Source organism: Aeromonas sp. FDAARGOS 1416 (assembly GCF_019048085.1).
In the GTDB taxonomy this organism is placed as follows: Bacteria; Pseudomonadota; Gammaproteobacteria; order Enterobacterales; family Aeromonadaceae; genus Aeromonas; species Aeromonas veronii.
In genome coordinates, this window is record NZ_CP077301.1 from 1,200,238 (window position 1) to 1,220,883 (window position 20,646).

General features: G+C 59.3%; 18 protein-coding genes and 1 other RNA gene. 14 read left to right on the forward strand and 5 right to left on the reverse strand.

Going from position 1 to position 20,646, the window contains the following annotated elements:
- The first annotated feature begins 161 nt into the window (after nt 1–161).
- The 5 genes from I6L46_RS05370 (at nt 162) to I6L46_RS05390 (ending at nt 5,153) form a co-directional block, all read left to right on the forward strand.
- Entirely contained in the window at nt 162–1,319 is a 1,158-nt protein-coding gene (locus I6L46_RS05370) for an acyl-CoA dehydrogenase family protein (protein WP_216977566.1), read from the forward strand.
- Nucleotides 1,320–1,453: 134 nt separating this feature from the next.
- On the forward strand, nt 1,454–2,236 hold the full coding sequence (locus I6L46_RS05375; RefSeq protein WP_005345131.1) for an enoyl-CoA hydratase: 783 nt from the start codon (nt 1,454–1,456) through the stop codon (nt 2,234–2,236).
- 18 nt (nt 2,237–2,254) lie between these two features.
- Nucleotides 2,255–3,367 carry an enoyl-CoA hydratase/isomerase family protein gene (locus I6L46_RS05380; RefSeq protein ID WP_216977567.1) on the forward strand — a complete coding sequence of 371 codons (1,113 nt, stop codon included), beginning with the start codon at nt 2,255–2,257 and terminating at the stop codon, nt 3,365–3,367.
- A gap of 51 nt (nt 3,368–3,418) precedes the next feature.
- Nucleotides 3,419–4,321, forward strand: a complete 903-nt coding sequence (gene mmsB, locus I6L46_RS05385) for a 3-hydroxyisobutyrate dehydrogenase (RefSeq protein ID WP_216977568.1) — start codon at nt 3,419–3,421, stop codon at nt 4,319–4,321.
- 52 nt (nt 4,322–4,373) lie between these two features.
- Nucleotides 4,374–5,153: an SDR family oxidoreductase gene (locus I6L46_RS05390; RefSeq protein ID WP_216977569.1), complete on the forward strand. Its 780-nt coding sequence runs from the start codon at nt 4,374–4,376 to the stop codon at nt 5,151–5,153.
- 53 nt (nt 5,154–5,206) lie between these two features.
- Here the strand turns inward: I6L46_RS05390 and I6L46_RS05395 are convergent.
- A protein-coding gene (locus I6L46_RS05395) for an IS3 family transposase (protein ID WP_216976789.1) occupies nt 5,207–6,426 on the reverse strand; the annotation gives its coding sequence in 2 pieces (ribosomal slippage) (nt 5,207–6,078 and nt 6,078–6,426; 1,221 coding nt in all).
- Nucleotides 6,427–6,836: 410 nt separating this feature from the next.
- Between I6L46_RS05395 and arcD the strand changes: the two genes are divergently transcribed.
- The 3 genes from arcD to ffs all read left to right on the forward strand — a co-directional run bounded on the left by arcD (nt 6,837) and on the right by ffs (nt 9,366).
- Nucleotides 6,837–8,273 (forward strand): arginine-ornithine antiporter, encoded by a 1,437-nt coding sequence (gene arcD, locus I6L46_RS05400; protein WP_005336921.1) that lies wholly within the window; start codon nt 6,837–6,839, stop codon nt 8,271–8,273.
- A gap of 105 nt (nt 8,274–8,378) precedes the next feature.
- Nucleotides 8,379–9,167, forward strand: a complete 789-nt coding sequence (locus I6L46_RS05405; protein WP_064336211.1) for a sulfite exporter TauE/SafE family protein — start codon at nt 8,379–8,381, stop codon at nt 9,165–9,167.
- A gap of 102 nt (nt 9,168–9,269) precedes the next feature.
- Nucleotides 9,270–9,366: signal recognition particle sRNA small type (gene ffs / locus I6L46_RS05410), an RNA gene on the forward strand.
- Between the two features lie 330 nt (nt 9,367–9,696).
- Here ffs and I6L46_RS05415 read toward each other — a convergent pair.
- Both I6L46_RS05415 and I6L46_RS05420 read right to left on the reverse strand, forming a co-directional pair.
- Nucleotides 9,697–11,523 (reverse strand): ATP-binding protein, encoded by a 1,827-nt coding sequence (locus I6L46_RS05415; RefSeq protein WP_216977570.1) that lies wholly within the window; start codon nt 11,521–11,523, stop codon nt 9,697–9,699.
- A gap of 8 nt (nt 11,524–11,531) precedes the next feature.
- The gene (locus I6L46_RS05420; protein ID WP_216977571.1) at nt 11,532–12,023 is read right to left on the reverse strand and encodes a molybdopterin-dependent oxidoreductase; all 492 of its coding nucleotides are present in this window, start codon (nt 12,021–12,023) and stop codon (nt 11,532–11,534) included.
- A gap of 339 nt (nt 12,024–12,362) precedes the next feature.
- On the opposite strand from I6L46_RS05420, the gene I6L46_RS05425 reads away from it, so the two are divergent.
- From I6L46_RS05425 to I6L46_RS05450, 6 genes are all read left to right on the forward strand, one after another.
- Nucleotides 12,363–12,713, forward strand: a complete 351-nt coding sequence (locus I6L46_RS05425; RefSeq protein WP_005333409.1) for an STAS domain-containing protein — start codon at nt 12,363–12,365, stop codon at nt 12,711–12,713.
- Nucleotides 12,710–13,126, forward strand: coding sequence for a hypothetical protein (locus I6L46_RS05430; protein ID WP_005351415.1), 417 nt, complete (start codon nt 12,710–12,712; stop codon nt 13,124–13,126). Before I6L46_RS05425 ends, I6L46_RS05430 begins: the two co-directional genes overlap by 4 nt.
- Before the next feature lie 18 nt (nt 13,127–13,144).
- A complete protein-coding gene (locus I6L46_RS05435) occupies nt 13,145–15,250 on the forward strand; it encodes an SLBB domain-containing protein (RefSeq protein WP_005360128.1) in 2,106 nt (701 codons plus the stop codon).
- Nucleotide 15,251: 1 nt separating this feature from the next.
- Nucleotides 15,252–15,920: a tyrosine-protein kinase family protein gene (locus tag I6L46_RS05440; RefSeq protein WP_042083492.1), complete on the forward strand. Its 669-nt coding sequence runs from the start codon at nt 15,252–15,254 to the stop codon at nt 15,918–15,920.
- Between the two features lie 23 nt (nt 15,921–15,943).
- Nucleotides 15,944–17,434: a SpoIIE family protein phosphatase gene (locus tag I6L46_RS05445; protein ID WP_216977572.1), complete on the forward strand. Its 1,491-nt coding sequence runs from the start codon at nt 15,944–15,946 to the stop codon at nt 17,432–17,434.
- An 80-nt stretch (nt 17,435–17,514) separates the two neighbouring features.
- Complete coding sequence (locus I6L46_RS05450; protein ID WP_088869118.1) at nt 17,515–18,516, forward strand: glycosyltransferase family 4 protein; 1,002 nt, start codon at nt 17,515–17,517, stop codon at nt 18,514–18,516.
- A gap of 292 nt (nt 18,517–18,808) precedes the next feature.
- Here the strand turns inward: I6L46_RS05450 and I6L46_RS05455 are convergent, their stop codons facing one another.
- Together I6L46_RS05455 and I6L46_RS05460 are read right to left on the reverse strand one after the other, a co-directional pair.
- On the reverse strand, nt 18,809–19,444 hold the full coding sequence (locus I6L46_RS05455) for a sugar transferase (protein WP_088869117.1): 636 nt from the start codon (nt 19,442–19,444) through the stop codon (nt 18,809–18,811).
- Complete coding sequence (locus I6L46_RS05460; RefSeq protein WP_216977573.1) at nt 19,441–20,634, reverse strand: glycosyltransferase family 2 protein; 1,194 nt, start codon at nt 20,632–20,634, stop codon at nt 19,441–19,443. Before I6L46_RS05460 ends, I6L46_RS05455 begins: the two co-directional genes overlap by 4 nt.
- Nucleotides 20,635–20,646: the final 12 nt, after the last annotated feature.

Consider the following 20,646-nt stretch of genomic DNA (forward strand, 5'->3'; position numbering starts at 1 on the left):
AATCTGTTGTGTGTCGATAAAGCGGTGGTAGTGAGAGCGTCAACAGCTACTACGACGACAGCGCCATAGTGGCAGATCCGAATGACCAGTGTGTGGGCGCCGCGTCATAAAGCACTAACTCAGGAAAATAAGCGCGGGGCAACAAGGGAGCGAACGACGAGATGGATTTTACCCTGAACGATGATCAACAGGCGTATGTAGAGGCAGCCGCCGCCTTTGCCGATGAGGCGCTCAAACCCCATGCCGCGCGCTGGGACAAGGAGCATGAGTTTCCGATCCCGACCATCAAGCAGGCGGCCGGACTAGGTTTTTGTGGTCTCTATACCCCAGAGCAGTTTGGCGGATTGGGGCTGCCGCGCCTCGATGCGAGCCTCATCTTCGAACGCCTCGCCATGGGCTGTACCTCGACCACGGCGTATCTGACCATTCACAACATGGTGAGCTGGATGCTGGGCAGCTGGCTGCCCACCGAGGTTGCCAAGGAGTGGGTGCCCAAACTGGCCAGCGGTGAGCTGCTGGGCTCCTATTGCCTGACTGAGCCGGGTGCGGGTTCCGATGCGGCGGCGCTCAAGACCCGAGCCACTCGCGAGGGTGATAGCTACCTCATCGAGGGAACCAAGGTCTTTATCTCGGGAGCGGGCAGCACTGACGTGCTGGTGGTGATGGCCCGTACCGGTGGTGAAGGTGCGAAGGGGATCTCTGCCTTTATGGTGCCGGCTAATGCCCCCGGCGTGAGCTATGGCAAGGCAGAAGAGAAGATGGGCTGGAACAGCCAGCCGACCCGGGAGGTTGTTTTCAACGGGGTTTGCATTCCTGCCTGTTATCGGTTGGGCGAAGAGGGGGAAGGATTCAAGTTCGCCATGCAGGCCCTCGATGGGGGGCGCATCAATATTGCCACCTGTTCGGTGGGCACCGCCCAGCAGGCGCTGGACGATGCGCTGGCCTATGTGCAGCAGCGCCAGCAATTTGGTCACCCGATCAGCGAATTCCAGAGCGTGCAGTTTCGCCTGGCCGATATGGCGACAGAGCTGGCTGCCGCCCGCCTGCTGGTACGTCAGGCCGCCGACAAGCTGGATCGCGGGGCACCCGACAAGAGTGCCTGGTGTGCCATGGCCAAACGGTTTGCCACCGATGTGGGTTATCGAATCTGTGATGAGGCTCTGCAACTCTTTGGCGGCTATGGTTATATCCGCGAGTATCCGCTCGAGCGCTACCTGCGCGATACCCGGGTACACCGCATTCTGGAGGGCACCAACGAGGTGATGCGACTCATCATCGCGCGCCGCATGCTGACCGATCCCGGTTTGACGCTGGGCTAACCGGTGGTCGCATCAAGGGTGTGTTGCCTGCCACCCGATTGCACCATGCCGGTTTCGGCTTTGTGAGCCAGCCACAGGTTGGCGTCATTCAAGCCTGTCATCATGGCGGCAGCTTCATCGACAAGGACAATGTTATGACAAGGATCAGACTCGAATATCATGGCCACGTGGCCTATATCACCCTAGACCATCCCCCTGCCAACACCTGGACCCTCGCCAGCCTGCAGGCCTTTTTGCAGATGATGGTGGAGCTCGACAGTCGTCCCGATGTGGTGGCGCTGGTGATCCGCGGTGCGGGCGACAAATTTTTCTGCGCCGGTGCCGACCTCAATATGTTTGTCGAGGGGAATGTCGAGCTGGCCCGCGAAGTAGCCGAGGCCTTTGGCAAGGCCTTCGAGGCGCTGGCCCGTTTTCATGGCGTCAGTATCGCCGCCATCAATGGTTATGCCATGGGCGGTGGCCTGGAAGTGGCGCTGGCCTGTGATATCCGCATCGCCGAGCAGCAGGCGTTGCTGGGACTGCCGGAAGCCTCGGTGGGCTTGCTTCCCTGTGCCGGTGGCACCCAGCGTTTGACCGAGCTGGTGGGGCCGGGCTGGGCCAAGCGGATGATCCTCTGCGGTGAGAAGGTGAGTGCCTCGCTGGCTTACGAGATGGGGCTGGTGGAGGAGGTGGTGAAAACCGGTCAGGCGTGGGAGGCCGCGCACCAGATGGCCCATCTGGTGGAGCGCCAGAGCCCGAGCGCCCTGCGCGCCTGCAAAACCCTGATCAATCAGGGCCGCAGTGGCCCGCGGGATGCCGCCTTGCCCCTTGAGCGAGCGCTGTTTCTCGATCTCTTTAGCGATGCCAACCAGCGTGAAGGGGTGGCCGCCTTCCTGGAGAAACGCTTACCGCGCTGGCAATATGGCCCAACAGAATAAATCCATACGGAGCCGTTTATGAGTGAGCCGGTCAAGGTTAGCTGTTATCCCACCGAAGATGGCCATCAGGTCGGGGTGTTGACCCTCGACAGCCCTGCGTCTCTCAACGCATTGAGCCTGCCGATGATCCAGATCCTGCAACAGACGCTGACCCGTTGGGAGCAGGATCCCGCCATCGTCTGTGTACTGCTGCAGGGGATGGGTGAGAAGGCATTTTGTGCCGGTGGCGATATCCGCTCCTTCTATTACCGCAAGCAGGAGGCGAGCGGATCGGAACTGTTCGAATATGCCCGCGACTTTTTCGAGCAGGAGTACCGGCTCGACCACCACATCCACTCTTACCGCAAGCCCCTGATCTGCGTGGCGGACGGTATCTGCATGGGGGGCGGCATTGGCCTGTTTGCCGGTGCCGATTTTCGGGTGGTGACCGAAAAGAGCCTGTTCGCCATGCCGGAGGTGACCATCGGCCTCTACCCCGACGTGGGGGCAAGCTGGTTTTTAAGCAGGATGCCGGGGCGGCTGGGGCTCTGGCTTGGTCTGACTGGCGCCCGCTTCAACGGGAGTGATGCCATCGGTATTGGGCTGGCGGATCACGCCATCGCCAGTGGCGAGCGCAGTGCGCTGTTGTCACGCCTCGCCGTGCTCGACTGGACTGGCAGTGGTGATCCCCGTGAGCAGATCGATCTGCTGCTCACGGGGTTGCATGGTGAGGTGGCGGCCCGCTTGCCAGCGCCTGTGCTGCTGCCCCATCAACAGAGGATCGATGCCCTGCTGGCGGGGCGCACGTTGCAAGGGGTATTGGCGCGGTTGTTCGAAGCTCAGTTCGATGAACAGGAGACGTTACTCCAGCAGGCGCAGCAGCTCTGCCGCACCGGCAGCCCCATCAGCCGCGCCATTTTGTGGCGTCAATATTGGCAGGCTCGCCGCAACTCACTGGCAGAGGTATTTGCCGAGGAGCTGACCCTCTCGGTCAACTGCGTGCTGAAGGGGGATTTTGTGGAAGGGGTGCGGGCACTGCTGATCGACAAGGATAAAGATCCCCGCTGGCAACAGTTGCCACCGGAGGGGGAGTGGCTGAATGAGTTCTATCGCTGGCCTCAGGGGCGCAATCCGTTGGCCTGCAAGGAATAACAGGTTGGCAACCGGCGGACGCCGCCATCAGCAACGCAAGGAGCAAGCGGGATGACAAGGATAGGGTTTATCGGGCTCGGCAACATGGGGGGCCCCATGGCGGCCAATCTGGCCAGGGCCGGGCACACGGTGCAGGTGTTTGATCTGGTTGCCCAAAACATTGAGCGCGCCATCGCCGCTGGCTGTATCGCAGCGGGGGATGCCCGAGAGGCGGTGACCGGCTGCGAGGTGGTGATCAGCATGCTACCTGCGGGGGAGCATGTGCGCGACCTTTGGTTGTCTGAGGGGCTGGATCTGCTGGCAGCCCTGCCGGTTGGTGCACTGGTGATCGACTGCTCCACTATCGATGTCGACTCTGCCCGTCAGGTCGGGGAGGCAGCCCGCGCCCGTGGTTTGCGCTTTATCGATGCCCCTGTATCGGGCGGTGTCGTCGGTGCGGCCGCCGGGACGCTCACCTTTATCGTTGGCGGCGACGCGGCAGATTTCGAGTCGGCGAAACCTCTGCTCGCCTGCATGGGGCAGAACCTGTTTCACGCCGGGACGCTGGGTGCCGGGCAGATTGCCAAGATGTGCAACAACATGCTGCTTGCGATCCATATGGCGGGTACCGCCGAGGCGCTGGCCCTCGGGGTGAAGGAGGGACTGGATCCCGCCGTGCTCTCCACCATCATGGGCAAGAGCTCCGGCAACAACTGGAGTCTGGAGCGCTACAACCCCTGGCCCGGGGTGATGGAGAATGTCCCTGCCGCCCGCAACTATCAGGGGGGCTTTATGACCCGTTTGATGGTGAAAGATTTGGGATTGGCCATGGCGCTGGCCGAGCATGGCCACAGCGCTGTGCCCATGGGGGCGCTCGCGCGTAACCTGTTCAACCTGCATGCAGCTAAGGGGCAGGGGAGCCGCGATTTCTCCAGCATCGTCGAACTCTATCTGGATAAACAGGATCCCGCCTGACGGGCCACCTCTCTTCAAGGCATCTCCCTTCGACCAGCTACAAGGAGCATTGATGGATATCAAAGATAAGGTCATCGTTATTACCGGCGCAGGACGTGGCTTGGGGCGGGCCATTGCGCTGGCCCTGGGCGCACAGGGGGCGACGCTGGCACTGCTCGACATCAATCGCGCCGATCTGGAGGTGACCGCAGCCCTGGTGCGCAGTCAGAATGATCAGTGCGATCAAGATAGCCAGTGCGAGCTGTTTGTCTGCAATGTGGCGAGCGAAGCCGAGGTTGAGTCGGTTTTTGCTGCCATCAAGGGGCGTTTTGGCGTGCTGCACGGTCTTATCAACTGCGCCGGCATTTTGCGCGATGGCATGCTGATCAAGGTGAAAGAGGGGGAGCTGGTGGAGAAGATGACGCTGGCCCAGTGGCAGAGCGTGATTGACGTCAACCTCACAGGTACCTTCCTCTGCGGTCGTGAAGGGGCGGCGCTGATGGCGCAAGGGGAGCAGGGGGGCGTTATCATCAACATCTCTTCCATCGCCCGCGCCGGCAATATTGGCCAGAGCAACTATGCCGCCAGCAAGGCGGGAGTTGCCTCGCTGGTGGTGACCTGGGCGCGGGAGCTGGCGCGCCATGGCATTCGGGTCATGGGGATTGCCCCCGGGGTGTTTGCCACCGACATGACGGCGGCGATGAAGCCGGAGGCGATGGCGCGGATGCAGCAGGCCATTCCGGTCGGCACCCTTGGCGAGGCGCAGCAGCTGGCCGAGACGGTGAGCTTTATTTTTGCCAACGACTATCTGTCGGGAAGGATGATAGAACTGGATGGCGGTTTGCGTTTATAGGGATTGTCTAGTCCTGAAATAGGTTTACACATTTTCAACTAGCATTTCTCTACTCAGAACCCCCTATGCACCGCATCGGGGGTTCTGTATTTCAACGCATGATGCGGCCGCTCCGCGTTGTAAATATCCACTGCTTCACGCACCATTTCCCGCGCTTGCGTCAAATCCTGCGGGCTTTGCAGCAATAACTCTCCTTTCAAAATCCCGTTCACCCGCTCCGCCAACGCATTCTGGTAACAGTCATACCCATCCGTCATCGAGCATTTCACCCCGTACCGTTCATGTAATGATTGATACAGTCCCGAGCAATACTGCACGCCGCGGTCCGAGTGATGGATGAGTTCACCGCCGCCACGTCGTTGCTTCAGCGCTTTCTTGAACGCCATTGCCACCGATTCGGCATGCATTCCTTCGTGCACGTGATGGCCCACTATCTTGCGTGAGTACGCATCCGTCACCAGGCTCAGGTACAGCGGCCCGCTCCTGGCTGGCAGATAGGTGATATCTGCGACCCAGACCTGCTCCGGGGCCACCGGCGTGACCTGCTCTGGCCCCGCCTTGAGCAAGTTGGGATGACGGTAGAAACGGTGAAAACTGTGGGTGGTCTTGTGATACGCCCGTCTGGGCAGCACCAGCAAGCGGTGCTCGGCCAATATCCGAAACAGCCTGTCACGCCCGACTTTGAGCCCGCCATCATCCTGACCCAGCAGCAGATAATGCAGCTTGCGGGTACCGACCCGAGGTTGTCGCAGTCTAACCTGACGCACAAAGCGCACCACCTGCAATCCTTGGGCATGGCGCTCGTCGGCGACCCGATTGCGCTTGTAGTAAGCCTGCCGGCTTATCCCCAGAAACAGGCAAGCCCTGACAATGGTCAGCCTCTCGACTTGCCGTTGCGAGAGGACTTGCCGGGTCGCTTTTTTACGATGGAGACGCCGTAGTCATTCTTCAGTACATCGACGACGGCCTCAAAGAACTGGGCCTTCTGACTCATCAGCGCCAGCTGTTGCTCGAGTTCCTTGATGCGCTGTTCGGGTGTCTGGTTGTCGGGGTCAGGCATGTTGATGCTCCTGCCGGCACGCACAGAAGCCCCCTGGCTCCAATCTTGCCGACCATGTTTACGCAACCATACCAGAACGGTGGAGCGGCCCTGAATACCATAACGCACCTGAGCCTGTTTGTAGGTGAGCTCGCCTTTTTCAATCTGCTCGACCAGTGCCAGTTTAAAAGTCAGCGAGTAATCGCGCTGTGTCCGTTTCACACCTTGTCCCATCGGGTTCTCCATTTATTGGGGGGAAAGGTGTAAACCATATTCAGGACGGGACAGATTTACATAATGGGCCCCGGTGTTTCCACCGGGGCTTTTTTATGCAGATTATTTATACAGAGAGTGCCTGAATGGCGATGCATAGGAACCATGCGAGTCAGGTTGCGTTGGCAGAAAAATGAGAAATATCAATGGGTCTTGGTTAATTTGAGCCAGCTCACAGGCCATATGGGCCAGTGCTGTAAAATTGCGCGCGGTCAAGGCGGTGCATGATTGACGGGACGAGGGATTGCGGTCGGAATAGTCATGCAATATAGTTGCCGCCTTTTTCACGGGGTCAGGATTCCCAGCCCCTCCCATATTGCGCGCAGTATGAATACGGACGCTCTGCCGCCGCCTAAATAAACAGGATTGAAATGGACAAGAAACTAGGGCTGGGCGCCCTCATTTCGCTGGTGATCGGCTCCATGGTCGGCGCCGGGGTCTTCAGTCTGCCACAAAACATTGCTGCGCATGCCAGTGCCGGGGCGGTCGCCCTGGGTTGGGCCATCACCGGTCTTGGCATGATCTGTCTCGCGCTGGTCTATCAGAACCTCTCCATGCGCCGCCCTGATCTCGATGGCGGTATCTTCAGCTATGCCAAAGCCGGTTTCGGCGATTTTATCGGTTTCAACGCCGCCTGGGGTTACTGGCTCTGCCAACTGCTGGCCAACGTCTCCTACGCCATCGTGGTGTTCAGCGCCCTGAGCTACTTCTTCGATACGCCTGACAACGTCATCTTCGGTGACGGCAATACGCCGGTGGCCATCACGCTGGCCTCCATCCTGATCTGGTCGGTGCATGCGCTGGTGCTGCGCGGGGTACAGGTTGCTGCACTGGTGAATATCGTCACTACCATCGCCAAGATGGTGCCGCTCATCGTCTTCTGTGTTGCGATCCTGCTGGCCTTCAACATGGATACCTTCACTCTGGATATCTGGGGCCAGAACAACATGGAGCTGGGCTCCGTGATGGATCAGGTCAAGTCCACCATGAAGGTGACCCTCTGGGTCTTTATCGGGATTGAAGGGGCCGTGGTGGTCTCTGCCCGTGCCCGTCATCGCAAGGATGTGGGCCGTGCCACCGTGCTGGCGCTGCTCGGCGCCCTGACGCTTTACGTGATGGTGACCCTGTTCTCGCTGGGTGTCATGAGCCAGCCGCAACTGGCGGCGCTCAAGAACCCTTCGACCGCCATGATCCTTGAAGCCGTGGTCGGCCCCTGGGGCGCCTGGCTTATCAACATCGGTCTGGTGGTGTCGGTAATGGGTGCTCTGCTCAGCTGGACCGTGCTGGCCGCTGAAGTGCCCTATATCGCAGGCAAGACCGGCGTCTTCCCGGGCTGGTTTGCCAAGGAGAACAAAAACGGCTCGCCGCAGGTGTCCCTCTGGTGCTCTACCTGTCTGGTGCAGATCTTCCTGATCATCATCTACTTCCAGAGCAGCACCTATCTGGCGCTGGTCAACATCGCAACCTCGGCGGCGCTGGTGCCCTACGTTTTCTCCGGTGCCTATGGCCTGAAGCTGGCATTGAAAGGGGAGACCTATCAGGGTCAACCTCATCAACGCAAGCGTGACCTACTGCTGGCTCTGGTGGCGACGGTTTACGGCTGCTGGCTGGTCTACGCTGCCGGTGTGGAGTACCTGCTGCTGGTGGCGCTGCTCTATAGTCCGGGCATCTTCATCTACTGGAAGGCGCGTCAGCATCACGGTCTGCGCGGCCTTAACCGGTTGGAGCAGGGGATGACGGCGGCCCTGCTTGGCTGTGCCGTGCTGGCCTTCTACAAGGTGATGGACGGTACCATTCCACTGCACTAACCGGCACAATGAAGAGATGGCCCTCGCGCCATCTCTTTTTTTTCATGCTGATATCCACAGTTGCCCGGCCGTGTTGGCCAGTTTTTGTTTAACACAGGAATTTTTATGCTGTTTATGGGTTACCTCCTGCTGGGCGCCTTTGCCGGTATGCTGGCGGGACTGTTCGGGATCGGCGGCGGTCTTATCATTGTCCCCGTGCTGGTCATGACTTTTCGCGCCCAGGGCATCGACCCTGAAATCATTACTCATCTGGCCCTTGGCACCTCGTTGCCCACCATGATCTTTACCGGATTCAGCTCGCTGCGGGCCCACCGGGAGGCGGGCGCCGTCGACTGGGTGATGATCCGCCGACTCGGCGCCGGCATGCTGATCGGGGGCTGGCTTGGCGGCATGACCGCCAATCTGCTCAGCACCAGCACCCTCAATATCATCATCGGTTGTTTCGCCTGGAGCATGGCGCTACAGATGGGGCTCAACCTTAAACCCAAAGCGGAGCGCCATATGCCGGGGGCGCTCGGCACAGGTATCGCCGGTACCATCATTGGCTGGATGTCAGCGCTGTTTGGTATTGGCGGTGGCTCGCTGACCGTCCCTTATCTGAGCTGGAACTCGGTGCCAATGCGCAATGCGGTAGCGGCCTCTGCAGCTTGCAGCATGCCCATCGCGCTAGCGGGGAGCCTCAGCTACCTCTATGCGGGTTGGGGTCATGCCGATCTGCCCGAGTGGAGTGTGGGCTACATCTATCTGCCCGCGCTGCTCGGCATTGTGCTGACCAGTACCCAGTTTGCCCGCCTTGGTGCCAAGCTGGCACACCGCCTGTCACCAAGACGCCTCAAGCAGGCATTTGCTCTGCTGATGCTGCTGGTGGGGGCGAAATTTATGCTGTTTAGCTGAACCCTTGGCCAGTTTGTTGAAAAATAAGGCAAACGATCTGTTGGAGGGTAGAAAGCCGTTGCATTGAACGCCCAGTTTGCCTATTCTCCTCGCCGGTGGTCCTATTGGTCCTCTCGCATTGATAACCCGTCGACCTGGTCAGGACCGGAAGGTAGCAGCCAAGGCGGGGGACTCGAGTGCCGGGATGTGGCTGGTAGGGCCACCACTTTTTTCTGCAATTCAATAAGTTACAGCTAATAGCCCCCTTCAGACCTCTTGGTAATCCACTGTGTGTGGATGAATCAGGAGTCTTCTCTGTGAATCTCTGGCTCAGTCCTCAAGGTATCTGGTACTACCGCAAGGTGACAGTGCTCCCATGTGGTCGTCGTAAAGAGATCAAAAAATCCCTGCATACCCGAGACAAGCCGACGGCCCGTGCAGCTGTTGCGAAGCTGCTTGCCTGTGTGCATTCCAGACCCAAGCCCATTCAGTTGCCTGCAGAGGTCAATGTTGCCCCACATGAGCAATCAGTAGTCCGGAATCCGCGGTTTTATTGCTTGGTGACACGCATGGCTGCGTTGTATTTAAGCCGACCATGGGAAATATGTCTGTTTATCTCGCTTAGCAGCGTCTCTTTATTGATGGGCTTGGTGATATACCCGTTCATGCCATGGGAAAGATAGTATTGCTTGGATTCCGGCATCGCATCCGCCGTCAGGGCGATGATGGGAATATCTGCCCAAGGCATTTGGGAGGTGCGGATCCGGGTGGTGGCCACCAGACCATCCATCACTGGCATCTGGACATCCATCAACACCAGATCAAATTCGGTGTGACCCAGTTTCTCCAGCGCCTCTTCTCCCTGAACGGCCAGTGTGACCTGATGGCCCACGGAGTCGAGCATGGCGCCGATCACCTTGCGGTTGGTGGCATTGTCATCAACCAGCAAGATGCGATAGCTCTCCTGATCCAGCGGCTTGGACGGCAGGCAAACAATCGAGGGGATCGTGGCTCTGGCGGGCCAGATGTAGGTAAAAGTACTGCCATGTCCCTCGCTGCTCTCTACCGAGATATCGCCGCCCATCAGACGTGCGAGGTTACGGGATATTTCAAGTCCCAGGCCAGATCCGCCATATTGGCGGGTGATCGAGACATCCGCCTGGGCGAAACGTTGAAACAGGTTCTTTAGCTGACTTTTGCTCATGCCGATCCCGGTGTCCTGGATCGAGATGCGTATCGAGTGGCGATCCTGCTCCAACAGGGTGCTATCAACATGGATCTTTACTTCCCCCTGATGGGTGAACTTGATGGCATTGCTCACCAGGTTGAAGAGGATCTGGCGCACCCTCAGCGGGTCGATCATCAACCACTCCGGCGTATCGGGGGCAACAGCCAGGGTCAGCTTGATCCCTTTTGCATCGCAGTTGCTCTGCATCAGGGCCCGGATATCCTCCAGCAGCTGGGGCAAGTGATGGGGGGCCAGTTGCAGCTCGATCTTGCCCTCTTCCAGCTTGGATACATCCAGAATGTCGTTGAGCAGACCGAGCAGATGGTTTGCCGATTCGCGCGCCGTCTCCAGATAGTCTCGCTCCCTCGGGTCCATATCCCGGTCGGCCAGCAGTGAGAGCATGCCGAGAATGCCATTCATGGGGGTGCGAATTTCATGGCTCATGTTGGCCAAAAAGCTGCTTTTGGCTCTTGTGCCTGCCTCTGCCGCTTGATTTGCCCGCAGCAGTTTGTCATTGAGCTGCTGCATCAGTTTGTGCTGCAGAAACGAGATATTCATTTGCCGCCAGATCAGCAGGGCGAGCACAAAGAGCAGCGCAAATTGCAGGGTCGCGATGAGAGTCGTCGTGATGATCTGCTCCCTCACGCTGTCGCGGCGTGCCACATCAAACAGGGTCGCCTGCTGGTTCACCTCCAGAGTCAGTTGATGGAGCAGGGGAAGCAGGGAGGCAAGCTGTTGGCGCAGCTCCTGATGGGCAAGATTGTCCAGCGGCTTGGTGGCTTCCGGGCCGAGCCAGATATCCGCCAGAGAGATGTAGGATCGAATGGCTTTGCTTGCCTGCTGGTAGATCTCTGTTTGCTGAAGCAGGCTGCGATCCTTGCTCTCCAACACCAGATCCATGCGGCTGACCAGAATATCGTATCTGAGCTGGAAGGTCGGTTGCGACTCATGGAGCAGCGAGCTTTGAAAACGCAGCGCTTCGTTATAGAGCTGGAAATAGTTCCACATCACGTTGTCTTCGCCCTGACTGGTACTGCGCTGCAGATCCTGAAATTGTCGGTACTGGATGGTACCAATACCGGCAAAGGCTAGGAGCAACACACAAAGCACCACAAACAAGAAACGTTGACTGGCCGCCATGGAACGCATGATGGGATCTACTCCACTTTTATCGCACTGATCTGCCAGATAGCCCGACCGTAATAGAGCTTGTTTTGCAGTTCGGGATATTGATCGAACGGATAGACAAGGAACAGCGGCCCTTTGTCACGCACCGACAGTGGCTTGCCATTGATCGTGCGGGCGAGGATGACCCGATACTGCTGGGCATCGCTTGTCGGCACCTGTACCGAGTAGTCATTGAGCGCGGTAATGGTGAGCTGTTTGCCGGTTGCCCCGACCTTGGCCAATACATCTTGCAGCAGCGGGCCGCGAAAAGTCTTGGCTTCGTCATACCAGGGGGTATGGGTTTTGATTTCGTGTACCGGCAGTTGATCCAGCATGGCACTGTCCCACAGGGCCAGAGCCTGATGAGTGGGGCTGCTGATGGCGCCTTCAACCTTCAACACGGCGCTGTCAGGGGAGGGGGCTGCGTATGCGGTGCCGCAAAGGGCTGCCAACAGTGGTGCGATGTAAAGGCCTGTTTTCATGATCTCTCCTTCCTGGAAAATGGCGGCATGGGGGGCCGAGCCAACGGTGGCTTGTGAGGTGTGTCCAAAGGCAAGCAATAATCGGGCCCAGTCTAATGGGCTTGAATTATCAGCCATTTAGCCTGTTATCTGGCGATCTCGGCCAAGGTGAATTGCAGTTTGCAACGTGCGGGGGAGGTTAATTGCAATTTGGCAATCAAAACGAGGAGTGGGTGTCGGTGAATAAGGCACAAAGAGTATCATTTGGAGAACAAGTGCCGTGGCACTGCCCGGCATAACATTTGCAGCGTGCTGAATGCCGTGACAGCAAATAGTCTGAGAATCGACAAGGAGCTAGCGATGGAAAGCATGACTTACACCCTTAATGATATCCAGGTAGTGGTACTGGAAAACGAGTTTGACGCGATGGCCGTCAGTGAGCTCCGCCCGTTGTTTGAAACCCTCTCGACCCACCCGGGAGATATCCTGGCCGATATCAGCGATGTTCATTTTATCGACTCATCGGGGATCGGAGCCTTGGTATTTCTCTATAAAAGATTGATTATGAACGGGCATCAGATGGCCCTTGTCTGTGGACCCGGTCAACCTCATGACCTGCTGGAGATGCTGCATATCGACCGGGTGATCCCCTGCCATGAGAGCATCAAGGCCTATATGCGTTCCCGTGGCATGATGGCCGCTGCATCATGAAACGCTTTGGTATCCTGCTCTCGTCTATTCTGCTGTCGGGTTGTGCGCAGTGGCCGCCGGAGGGGTATGGCGGCATGGCAGAGGCAAGACCCACCCGTATTCCGGTCAATGAGGATGAACGGCGGGTCTGGTCTCGTTATGATGAGCGTCAGAAGGAACTCGACTTGCAGCTGACGGAATTAAAGCAAGCGAGTCTGCAGGGGTGTATGCCTGCCGAGTTGAAACGACTACAATCTCAACGTATTGATATCGAACGGGATATGCACGGACGGCTCTGGTCGGATGTAGCCTGGCGTCAGACCGTGTTGGCACAATCACTACAACAAGTACGTTTGCGGCTGCAACAGACAACAGCGGATGGCTGTCGTGCTGATTGGTCAGGGCTCCCCTTACGCCAATGGGGGCAGACGTAACAGACGAAAAGGATGTCTATGAAACGGGGCGCTCTCGAAGGATTGATCTGTGTTCTCTTGCTGTTGTTCACCTGCCCGTTACTGGCCTCCACCTTGTTGGCTCCCGGTGATCGGTTGGCCATAGTGCAACCCGGTGAGCCTGCTTTTGATCAGCCTTTCCAGATCAACAAGCAGGGGGAGATTGCACTGCCTGAAGTTGGAAACGTCGTGGTGGGGGGGAAGACCCTGCAACAGGCGGATGAGCTGATCCGCACCGCCCTCAAACCTGTTTACAACAACCTCTCTCAATTGACCGTCACCTTGCTGGAGAAGCGGCTGCTGATCAGCGTGATGGGCTATGTCAAAAAACCCGGCAGTTATGATCTGGCGCCCGATGGCAACGTGCAGATGGCCCTCGATGCCGCTGGCGGGTTGGTGCCCGGTGCCCAGCTCAACAACATGCAGGTGCGGCGCGGCAGCACGGTATCTAGCTTCGACTACAAGCGTTATCTCGATACCGGCGATGCCAGCGTGTTGCCGCCATTGCAATCCCTCGATGTGGTGTTCGTACCCGCCTCTCCGCTGATCGGCAACGTGCAAATAGATTTTGATGCGGCAACCCTGGCGGCAGGCGGGGATGGCGATACCGGCAAGGCGATCAAGGTGTTTGGCGAGGTCAACAGCCCCGGCGCCTTCAGTTTCAAGAGTGGCAACTCCATCGTGGATCTGCTGATGCGGGCAGGTGGGGTAACCCGTTTTGCCGGGGTGGAGCGGATCCGGGTGATCAATGGTGATGCCCCCGAACTGTTCGATCTCAAAGCCTATCTCGACTCCGGCAACAACAAGCTGCTGCCCAATCTGGCGCCGGGCGCCACCATCTTCGTGCCCAAGGATGAAGAGCAGATAAAACGGGGGGCACGCACCATCTACATCATGGGCGAGGTGTTCAAACCCGGCGCCTATGAGGGGCGGGAAGGGGACTCCTTCCTCGATATTCTGGCCAATGCCGGTGGCCCGACCCGCTATGCCGAGAGTCGCCAGATCCGTTTGCTCCGCACCGATGGCACGATCGAACCCATCGACTTGCAGGCCTATACCGAAGGGATGCAAAAGGCGCTGCCCCAAGTCAAACCCGGTGATGCCATCTTTGTGCCGGAGAAGACCGACATTAACGAGAAATCCTGGTTAAAAGTGGCGCCCGGACGGGCGGTGATGGTGATGGGGGCGGTGCGGATCCCGGGCCGCTATGAATGGTCTGACGAGATGTCGCTGCTGGATCTGATCGCCCACGCTGGTGGCCCCAACGAGCGGGCCGATATCGCCAAGGTGCAGATCCTGACCGCCGAAGGGGGGCAGGCCACGCCAACCCTGTTTGATCTGGACAAGTTTCTCCATCAGGGGGGGGCGCTGGCCAGCCTGCCGAAGATCCGGGCCGGATTCACCATCATGATCCCCGAGCTGCCCACCGATCCCAGTGACAACAAGTCCCAATGGGTGCGCCAGTCACCGGACAGTTCCATCTATATCTTCGGTCAGGTCGGGGCCCCCGGTCGCTATGCCTTCAATGAGCAGATGGGCTTTATCGACATCCTGTCGGCCGCCGATGGTCCGACTGCGGCGGCGGATCTGCGCAATGTGCGCATCGCCCATCGCAGTGGCAGCACGGCGCGGGTCAGCAAGCTCGATCTTGCCCTCTACTTTGAAACCGGCGATGAAACCTTGCTGCCCAAGGTGCTGCCCGGTGACTCCATCTACCTGCCGGAGAAGAATCGCCCCTGGCTCGATGAGCCGAAGGAGAACACCATTCGGGTGCTGGGAGCGATCGCCCGCCCGGGTCGCTACCGCTTTGACTCCTCCATGACCCTGCTGGATCTGCTGGCCGAGGCGGGTGGCCCGACCAGCAGCGCCTATATCAAGAAGATTGTGGTGATCAACATGGCCACCAGTGGTCAGGGGGATCAGGCCCGCAGCTTCGATCTCGACGGCTTTGCCAAAGAGCCCGACTTTAGCCAGTTGCCGGTGCTGCGCGCAGGGGACACCGTATTTATCCCTGACAGCAAGAGCAGCAACTGGGCCATTTTCATGGATGGCATGCGCGACATCCTGACCACGATCTCGGTGGTGGCCCTGGTCGGGACGCTTTGATATGAGCATCCCCATTCAATATCTGGAGCTCGAATCCCTCTACGCGGCGACGGTCGCCCGGGGGATCCGCTCGCTGGCGGTCACCTCGTCGGAAGGGGGAGAGGGGGTGAGCTCCATCTGCGATGCGCTGGCAAGGCGCTCGGAGGCGGATGGGCTACGTACCCTGCTGGTGGATCTCAACCTCTATCACCCCGGCCGTGCCCCTGCGGTTGCATGGGGGCCCAATGATGTGCCCGAGCCGGTGGCCACTGGCCGTTCCTTGTCTCTGCTCCCGGCGCCGGGCAAGGATCTGATGGCTTTTCGCAACAAGGATACCTTGCGTCAGCTGCTGGTTCGCTGGCTGGAGCATTACGATGTGGTGATCTTCGATACCTCGCCGCTCACCGCCCTCAATCGGGGCAATATTCCGGCCGATCAGGTGTGTGGTGCCTGTGAAGGGGCGCTGCTGGTGGTGCTGGCGGGGGTTACGCCGACGACCGTGGTACAAAGTGCGGTGGATAAACTGACCCGTGCCGAGGCCAATCTGATTGGCGCTGTCTATAACGACAAGCTCAACCCGGGGCTGGCCAGCGAGATCCTGCGCGAACTCAACCGACTGCCCAGTAACCGGGTGACCGAATGGCTCAAGCGCTGGTGTCGGCGCAGTGCCTTGCTCAATTTCCGGATCTGATCGCCCGCTGATGGAGGCCCGATATGGATGACTGGTTGCGATCTGCTCCGGCAACCCTGCAGTCGGTGCGCGAACTGCGCAACCGGCTGGCACAGGGGCTCTCCCTGTTTCAGGTCTCCCCAAAGGATCAAGCCAACTGGCTGCTCTGTTTCAGTGAGCTGGCCACCAATAGCGTCAAACACACAGCTCCTCCCGCGACCCGGCTCTGGCTCACGCTGAAAGAGGATGAAACGGGTTTGAGTCTGATACTGGAGGATGATGGCGGCCCGCAACCCAGTCTTGCCAGTGCGCCGTTACCCGATGAGCTGCAGGAGGGGGGATACGGGCTGGCGCTGGTGCACCAGCTGTTTGCAGAGGTGCACTTCTCTCGCGACGGTGAGCGCAATCGTGTGACCCTTCGCCAGCAGGGCCCGGTCAACCAACTGCCGGTGATCGCGGTGATCGACGATGACAAGGTGATGCGTGCCTTGCTCACCGCCTACCTTCATGAGCACTACCGGGTTGAAAGTTATGCCGACTCCCATGCCGCCCTGCTGGCGCTTGGAAAGCAACCTCCCGCGCTGGTGCTCTCCGATATCGAGATGGAGGGGATCGATGGCTTTGGGCTGCGCCAGCAATTGATGAAGGATCCCAAGATGAAGGGGGTGCCCTTTATCTTCCTGACCGGTCATCAGGATCAGTGGACCCAGAGTCGGGCGGGGGCGCTGGGGATCGATGACTTTCTGGTCAAACCCATCACCAAGCAGGACCTGTTGCTGGCGGTTTCGCGGGTGCTGCAACGCTCGGAGCAGCTCAAGTCGCAATGGGGCGAGCAGCTGGATCAGCGCATGACCTCGGCGCTGCGCCCGTTATTGCCCGCCACCTCCATAGGGGGATACCAGCTGGCGTTGCAAACCCGTGCGGCCACCGTGGGGGGCGGTGACTTTCTGCTGGTCAAGGATCGGGTGCTGTGGCTCGGAGATGTGATGGGCCACGATGCGGAAGCCAAGTTCTTCGCCCATGCCTATGCCGGTTATCTGCGCGGTTTGCTGACGGCGCACGATCTGGAGCGCGCCCCCGCCCGCTTGCTGACCATCTTGTCCAATGCGGTTCACAGTGATCCGCTCCTCGGGGCTACCCTGCTCACCACCCTCTGTATTGAGCTCGGCAACGAGGGGCGGGTGCAGTGGGCCAGCGCGGGTCACCCGGCGCCCTGGCTGGTCGGGCCCGGCACCATCCGTCAGGTCGGTGTGACCGGCCCCTTGCCCGGTTTGCGCCCGGATCCCCACTTCGTGACCAATGAGCGTCAGCTCAAGCCCGGCGAGATCCTGCTGTTCTGGACCGACGGCCTGCTCGATAGCCGTGATGCCGCAGAGCGCCAGTGCTGGGAGTCGCAGCTAAAAGAGATCTGCCTGACTTCGGGGCCCGGTCTTGAGCAACTGGCTCATCGCATTGCCCGCTGGTTTGATGAACGCATCAATGATGCCGCCCTCGATGACATGACCCTCTTGCTGGTCGCCTGTCCCGGCGCCTGATCCTGCCCCTCTTTGCCTGACTGGCCCGCTCTATGCAGCGCCTCATTTCAGGTGGCATGGAGCCACGGGAGGAGGGCCTTATGTTACCCATGCAGCAGATCTGGCTGGCTATCGATGCGCGTCAGGTCGGTGGAATTGAAGTTCACATTATCCATCTCGCCAACGATCTGCTGGCCAGGGGATTTCGCCCCACCATAGTGCTGGTGAGCAACCACGGTATGACCCCCTTTACGACCCTGCTCAAACAACAGGGCTTGCCCTACGAGGTGTGCCACAACAGCCGCGATTTTATGCGCCGTCTGGCCCGCCAGCCTGCTTCTGTGCTGATCCATACCCACGGCTACAAGGCCGGGGTGCTGGGGCGGCTGACGGCCTGGTTCACTGGCAAATCGGTGGTCTCGACTTTTCACAGTGGAGATGACGGGGAGGGGTTGCTGAAGTTTTACAGCTGGCTGGATCGCACTACAGCGCGTTTTGCGAAGTGTATTGCAGTGAGCGAGCCCATCGCTCGCAAATTGCCTGTGCCAAGCACGGTGATCAGCAACTTTGTCCCCATGCCTGCGACGCCGGCTACGGTATCTGGCAACCGGATTGCCTTTGTCGGCCGCCTCTCGCCGGAAAAGGGGCCGGAGGCGTTTTGCCAGCTGGCCGCCTTCTGCCCGGATGGGGCGTTTCATCTCTACGGGGATGGCCCCATGAAAAGTGCCTTGTTGCAGCAGTATGGTGATCGCGTCCAGCTTCATGGTTTCCAGAACATGGCCAATGAGTGGCACAACATCGACCTGCTCTGCATCACCTCCCGCTTTGAAGGGTTGCCGCTGGTGGCCCTGGAGGCGATGGCTCACGGCATACCTGTCTGTACCTTTGCGGTGGGGGGGCTGGTCAATCTGATCGACCATAAATCCAATGGCTGGCTGGTGGAGCCCGGCCATGTGCGGGATATGGCGGAGCTGGTCAACTACTGGCTGCGCAGCGATGGGGTGGTGCGCAGCAAAATGAGTCAGGCGGCCCGCAACACCATAGCCCGCGGGTACAGCGTGAGCAACAGAGTGACCGATATTCTGGCCGTCTACGGCGCCTGAATCACGGAGAAACCTGTCAAAACGAGTGGCCGCTGGCCACTCGTTTTTTTATGTGCCGGTGTTAGGGGTTGCAGGGGGCGGATTGCTTCTGTGATCACGCAACGCTCGGGTTTCTGCGGTGGGGCAAACTGGCATCAGGCCTTTGGATGGATGGGGCCAGATAATGGCGATCAGATCGCTGACTTTTCGGTGATCAACGTTGATGTGCCACAAGGATGCGCCATAAAAAAAGGCCATTGCAGTGGCAATGGCCTGATGGGGTTGGGGTGTGGTTGAGGTTGGCACAGCGGGATTAGCGCCCCTTTTTGCCAACCATGATGGCGATCGTCTTGCCGATGATATGCACATCCTGCACCAGCCAGCGCCAGGGGTGGAGCAGGGCAACCGAGTAGGCCAGATCGAACGCCAGCTTGCTGCGCACATCATCCAGCGACTCGTCGTAACCCTGATTGACCTGTGCCAGACCGGTAATGCCGGGGGCCACTTCATAGGTGCGTTCGATAAAGTACGGCACCGCATCTTCCAGCCGGTTGGCGATACCGGGTCGCTCCGGGCGGGGGCCTATCAGCGACATCTCCCCCTTGAGCACATTGATAAACTGCGGCAGCTCATCGAGCCGGGTTTTGCGCAGAAAGTCGCCGCTGCGGGTGATCCGGCTGTCCCCCTTGCCACACCAGATCGGCCCGGTGGCCGCCTCGGCGTCGGCGCGCATGGTGCGAAACTTGATCATGAAAAAGAGCTCGGTATGGGTGGCGTGGCTGCGCCCGATCCGCAGCTGACGAAAGAACACCGGACCCGGGCTATCGAGCCGGATGGCCAGCATGATCAGTGGCCACAGCGGCAGCGTCAGCAGCAGGCCAAGAGTGGCACCGAGCAGATCCATGCTGCGTTTGACCACCAGGGTCAATCTTGGAATGGGGTGTGTCATACGGCTTTCTCCTGTGACATGAAACGTATGGGGGCGCGTAGGCAGTAGCGCAGGGTGCCCATGCCGTTGTACCAGTGTCCGATCACCAGATAGTGGATCTTGCGAAACAGATTGGGCCAGGGGTGCACAGGGGTCAGCTGGATCAGGATGACCAGCAGATACCCCAGCAGTTGCAGCCCCAGCAACAGCTGAAACAGCAGGGATTGGGTGGCCAGCGGGATGGCGCAGAGCCACAGCAGGGTCAGGCAGAGCGGCATCAACACCCGCAGCCCCTTGCCACTGGCAAAGTTGAAGGCAACCCAGCCGAATTTGGGGTGCAGCAGGGGCAGCAACCGCAACAACTGCTGGGTGTTGCCAGCGCCGATCCGCTTGCGCCGTGTCGCCTCCAGCGCGGCATCGGAAATTTCCAGCTCCAGTGCGGCGCAGCGATTGTCATAGACAGCCCGATACCCTTTGGCGATGGCCTGCATCGGCAGGATGAAATCGTCGTTGATGGTATCGGCGGCCAGCGGGGTGAGGCACTCCCGGCGCATCATGTAAAAGGCCCCGTGGGCCCCCAGCATGCCGCCAAGGGCCGACTCGCAGAGCTTGATCTGGCTTTGATAGTGCCAGTAACTCTCCTCGCCCTGGGAGCCCGGTTGCCAGAAGCGGTACGCTTCCCCGACCACCCCTACCTTGGGATCGGCAAAATGGGCGACCGCCAGCAGCAGGCTGTCGATGGGCAGCAGGGCCGAGACATCGGTGAGGGCTACCAGATCGCTGTGCACCCGGGTCATGGCCTCGTTGAGCACGGCGACCTTGCCGCGATTGCGGGGGTGATCAAACAGCCTGATCTGCAACTGCTGCAGGGCGGGATCACCGAGCTGGCTGAGCGCAATGGGGTAGCTGTTGTCGCTGCAGCCGTCGAAATGCACATGCACCCACAGCTTGTCGGCGGGGTAATCGAGGCTGGCGAGGTTTTGCAGCTTGGCCGCGATGGTCGCCGCCTCGTTGTAGACCGGCATCAGCAAAGTGATGGTCGGCAGCGCCTCATCGGCGGCCTCTGCTTTGAATCCCCGATCCAGAGGGCGGGGCGGATTGGCGACCTTGCGCGCCTGCCGACCACCGAATTTGAGCAGCAGGGGATAGCCGACATGGTGGTAGACCACCAGTACAGCGCACAGCCAGAACACGATCATGATCCATTCCATGGGATGCTCCTC

What these genes read in the sequence shown, in the direction of transcription:
- I6L46_RS05415 (WP_216977570.1), bottom strand. Translation starts at nt 11,523, where the DNA reads ATGCGTTCCATGGCGGCCAGTCAACGTTTCTTGTTTGTGGTGCTTTGT.
- I6L46_RS05430 (WP_005351415.1), top strand. Translation starts at nt 12,710, where the DNA reads ATGAAACGCTTTGGTATCCTGCTCTCGTCTATTCTGCTGTCGGGTTGT.
- I6L46_RS05420 (WP_216977571.1), bottom strand. Translation starts at nt 12,023, where the DNA reads ATGAAAACAGGCCTTTACATCGCACCACTGTTGGCAGCCCTTTGCGGC.
- arcD (WP_005336921.1), top strand. Translation starts at nt 6,837, where the DNA reads ATGGACAAGAAACTAGGGCTGGGCGCCCTCATTTCGCTGGTGATCGGC.
- I6L46_RS05460 (WP_216977573.1), bottom strand. Translation starts at nt 20,634, where the DNA reads ATGGAATGGATCATGATCGTGTTCTGGCTGTGCGCTGTACTGGTGGTC.
- mmsB (WP_216977568.1), top strand. Translation starts at nt 3,419, where the DNA reads ATGACAAGGATAGGGTTTATCGGGCTCGGCAACATGGGGGGCCCCATG.
- I6L46_RS05390 (WP_216977569.1), top strand. Translation starts at nt 4,374, where the DNA reads ATGGATATCAAAGATAAGGTCATCGTTATTACCGGCGCAGGACGTGGC.
- I6L46_RS05380 (WP_216977567.1), top strand. Translation starts at nt 2,255, where the DNA reads ATGAGTGAGCCGGTCAAGGTTAGCTGTTATCCCACCGAAGATGGCCAT.
- I6L46_RS05445 (WP_216977572.1), top strand. Translation starts at nt 15,944, where the DNA reads ATGGATGACTGGTTGCGATCTGCTCCGGCAACCCTGCAGTCGGTGCGC.
- I6L46_RS05455 (WP_088869117.1), bottom strand. Translation starts at nt 19,444, where the DNA reads ATGACACACCCCATTCCAAGATTGACCCTGGTGGTCAAACGCAGCATG.
- I6L46_RS05375 (WP_005345131.1), top strand. Translation starts at nt 1,454, where the DNA reads ATGACAAGGATCAGACTCGAATATCATGGCCACGTGGCCTATATCACC.
- I6L46_RS05405 (WP_064336211.1), top strand. Translation starts at nt 8,379, where the DNA reads ATGCTGTTTATGGGTTACCTCCTGCTGGGCGCCTTTGCCGGTATGCTG.
- I6L46_RS05425 (WP_005333409.1), top strand. Translation starts at nt 12,363, where the DNA reads ATGGAAAGCATGACTTACACCCTTAATGATATCCAGGTAGTGGTACTG.
- I6L46_RS05440 (WP_042083492.1), top strand. Translation starts at nt 15,252, where the DNA reads ATGAGCATCCCCATTCAATATCTGGAGCTCGAATCCCTCTACGCGGCG.
- I6L46_RS05435 (WP_005360128.1), top strand. Translation starts at nt 13,145, where the DNA reads ATGAAACGGGGCGCTCTCGAAGGATTGATCTGTGTTCTCTTGCTGTTG.
- I6L46_RS05370 (WP_216977566.1), top strand. Translation starts at nt 162, where the DNA reads ATGGATTTTACCCTGAACGATGATCAACAGGCGTATGTAGAGGCAGCC.
- I6L46_RS05450 (WP_088869118.1), top strand. Translation starts at nt 17,515, where the DNA reads ATGTTACCCATGCAGCAGATCTGGCTGGCTATCGATGCGCGTCAGGTC.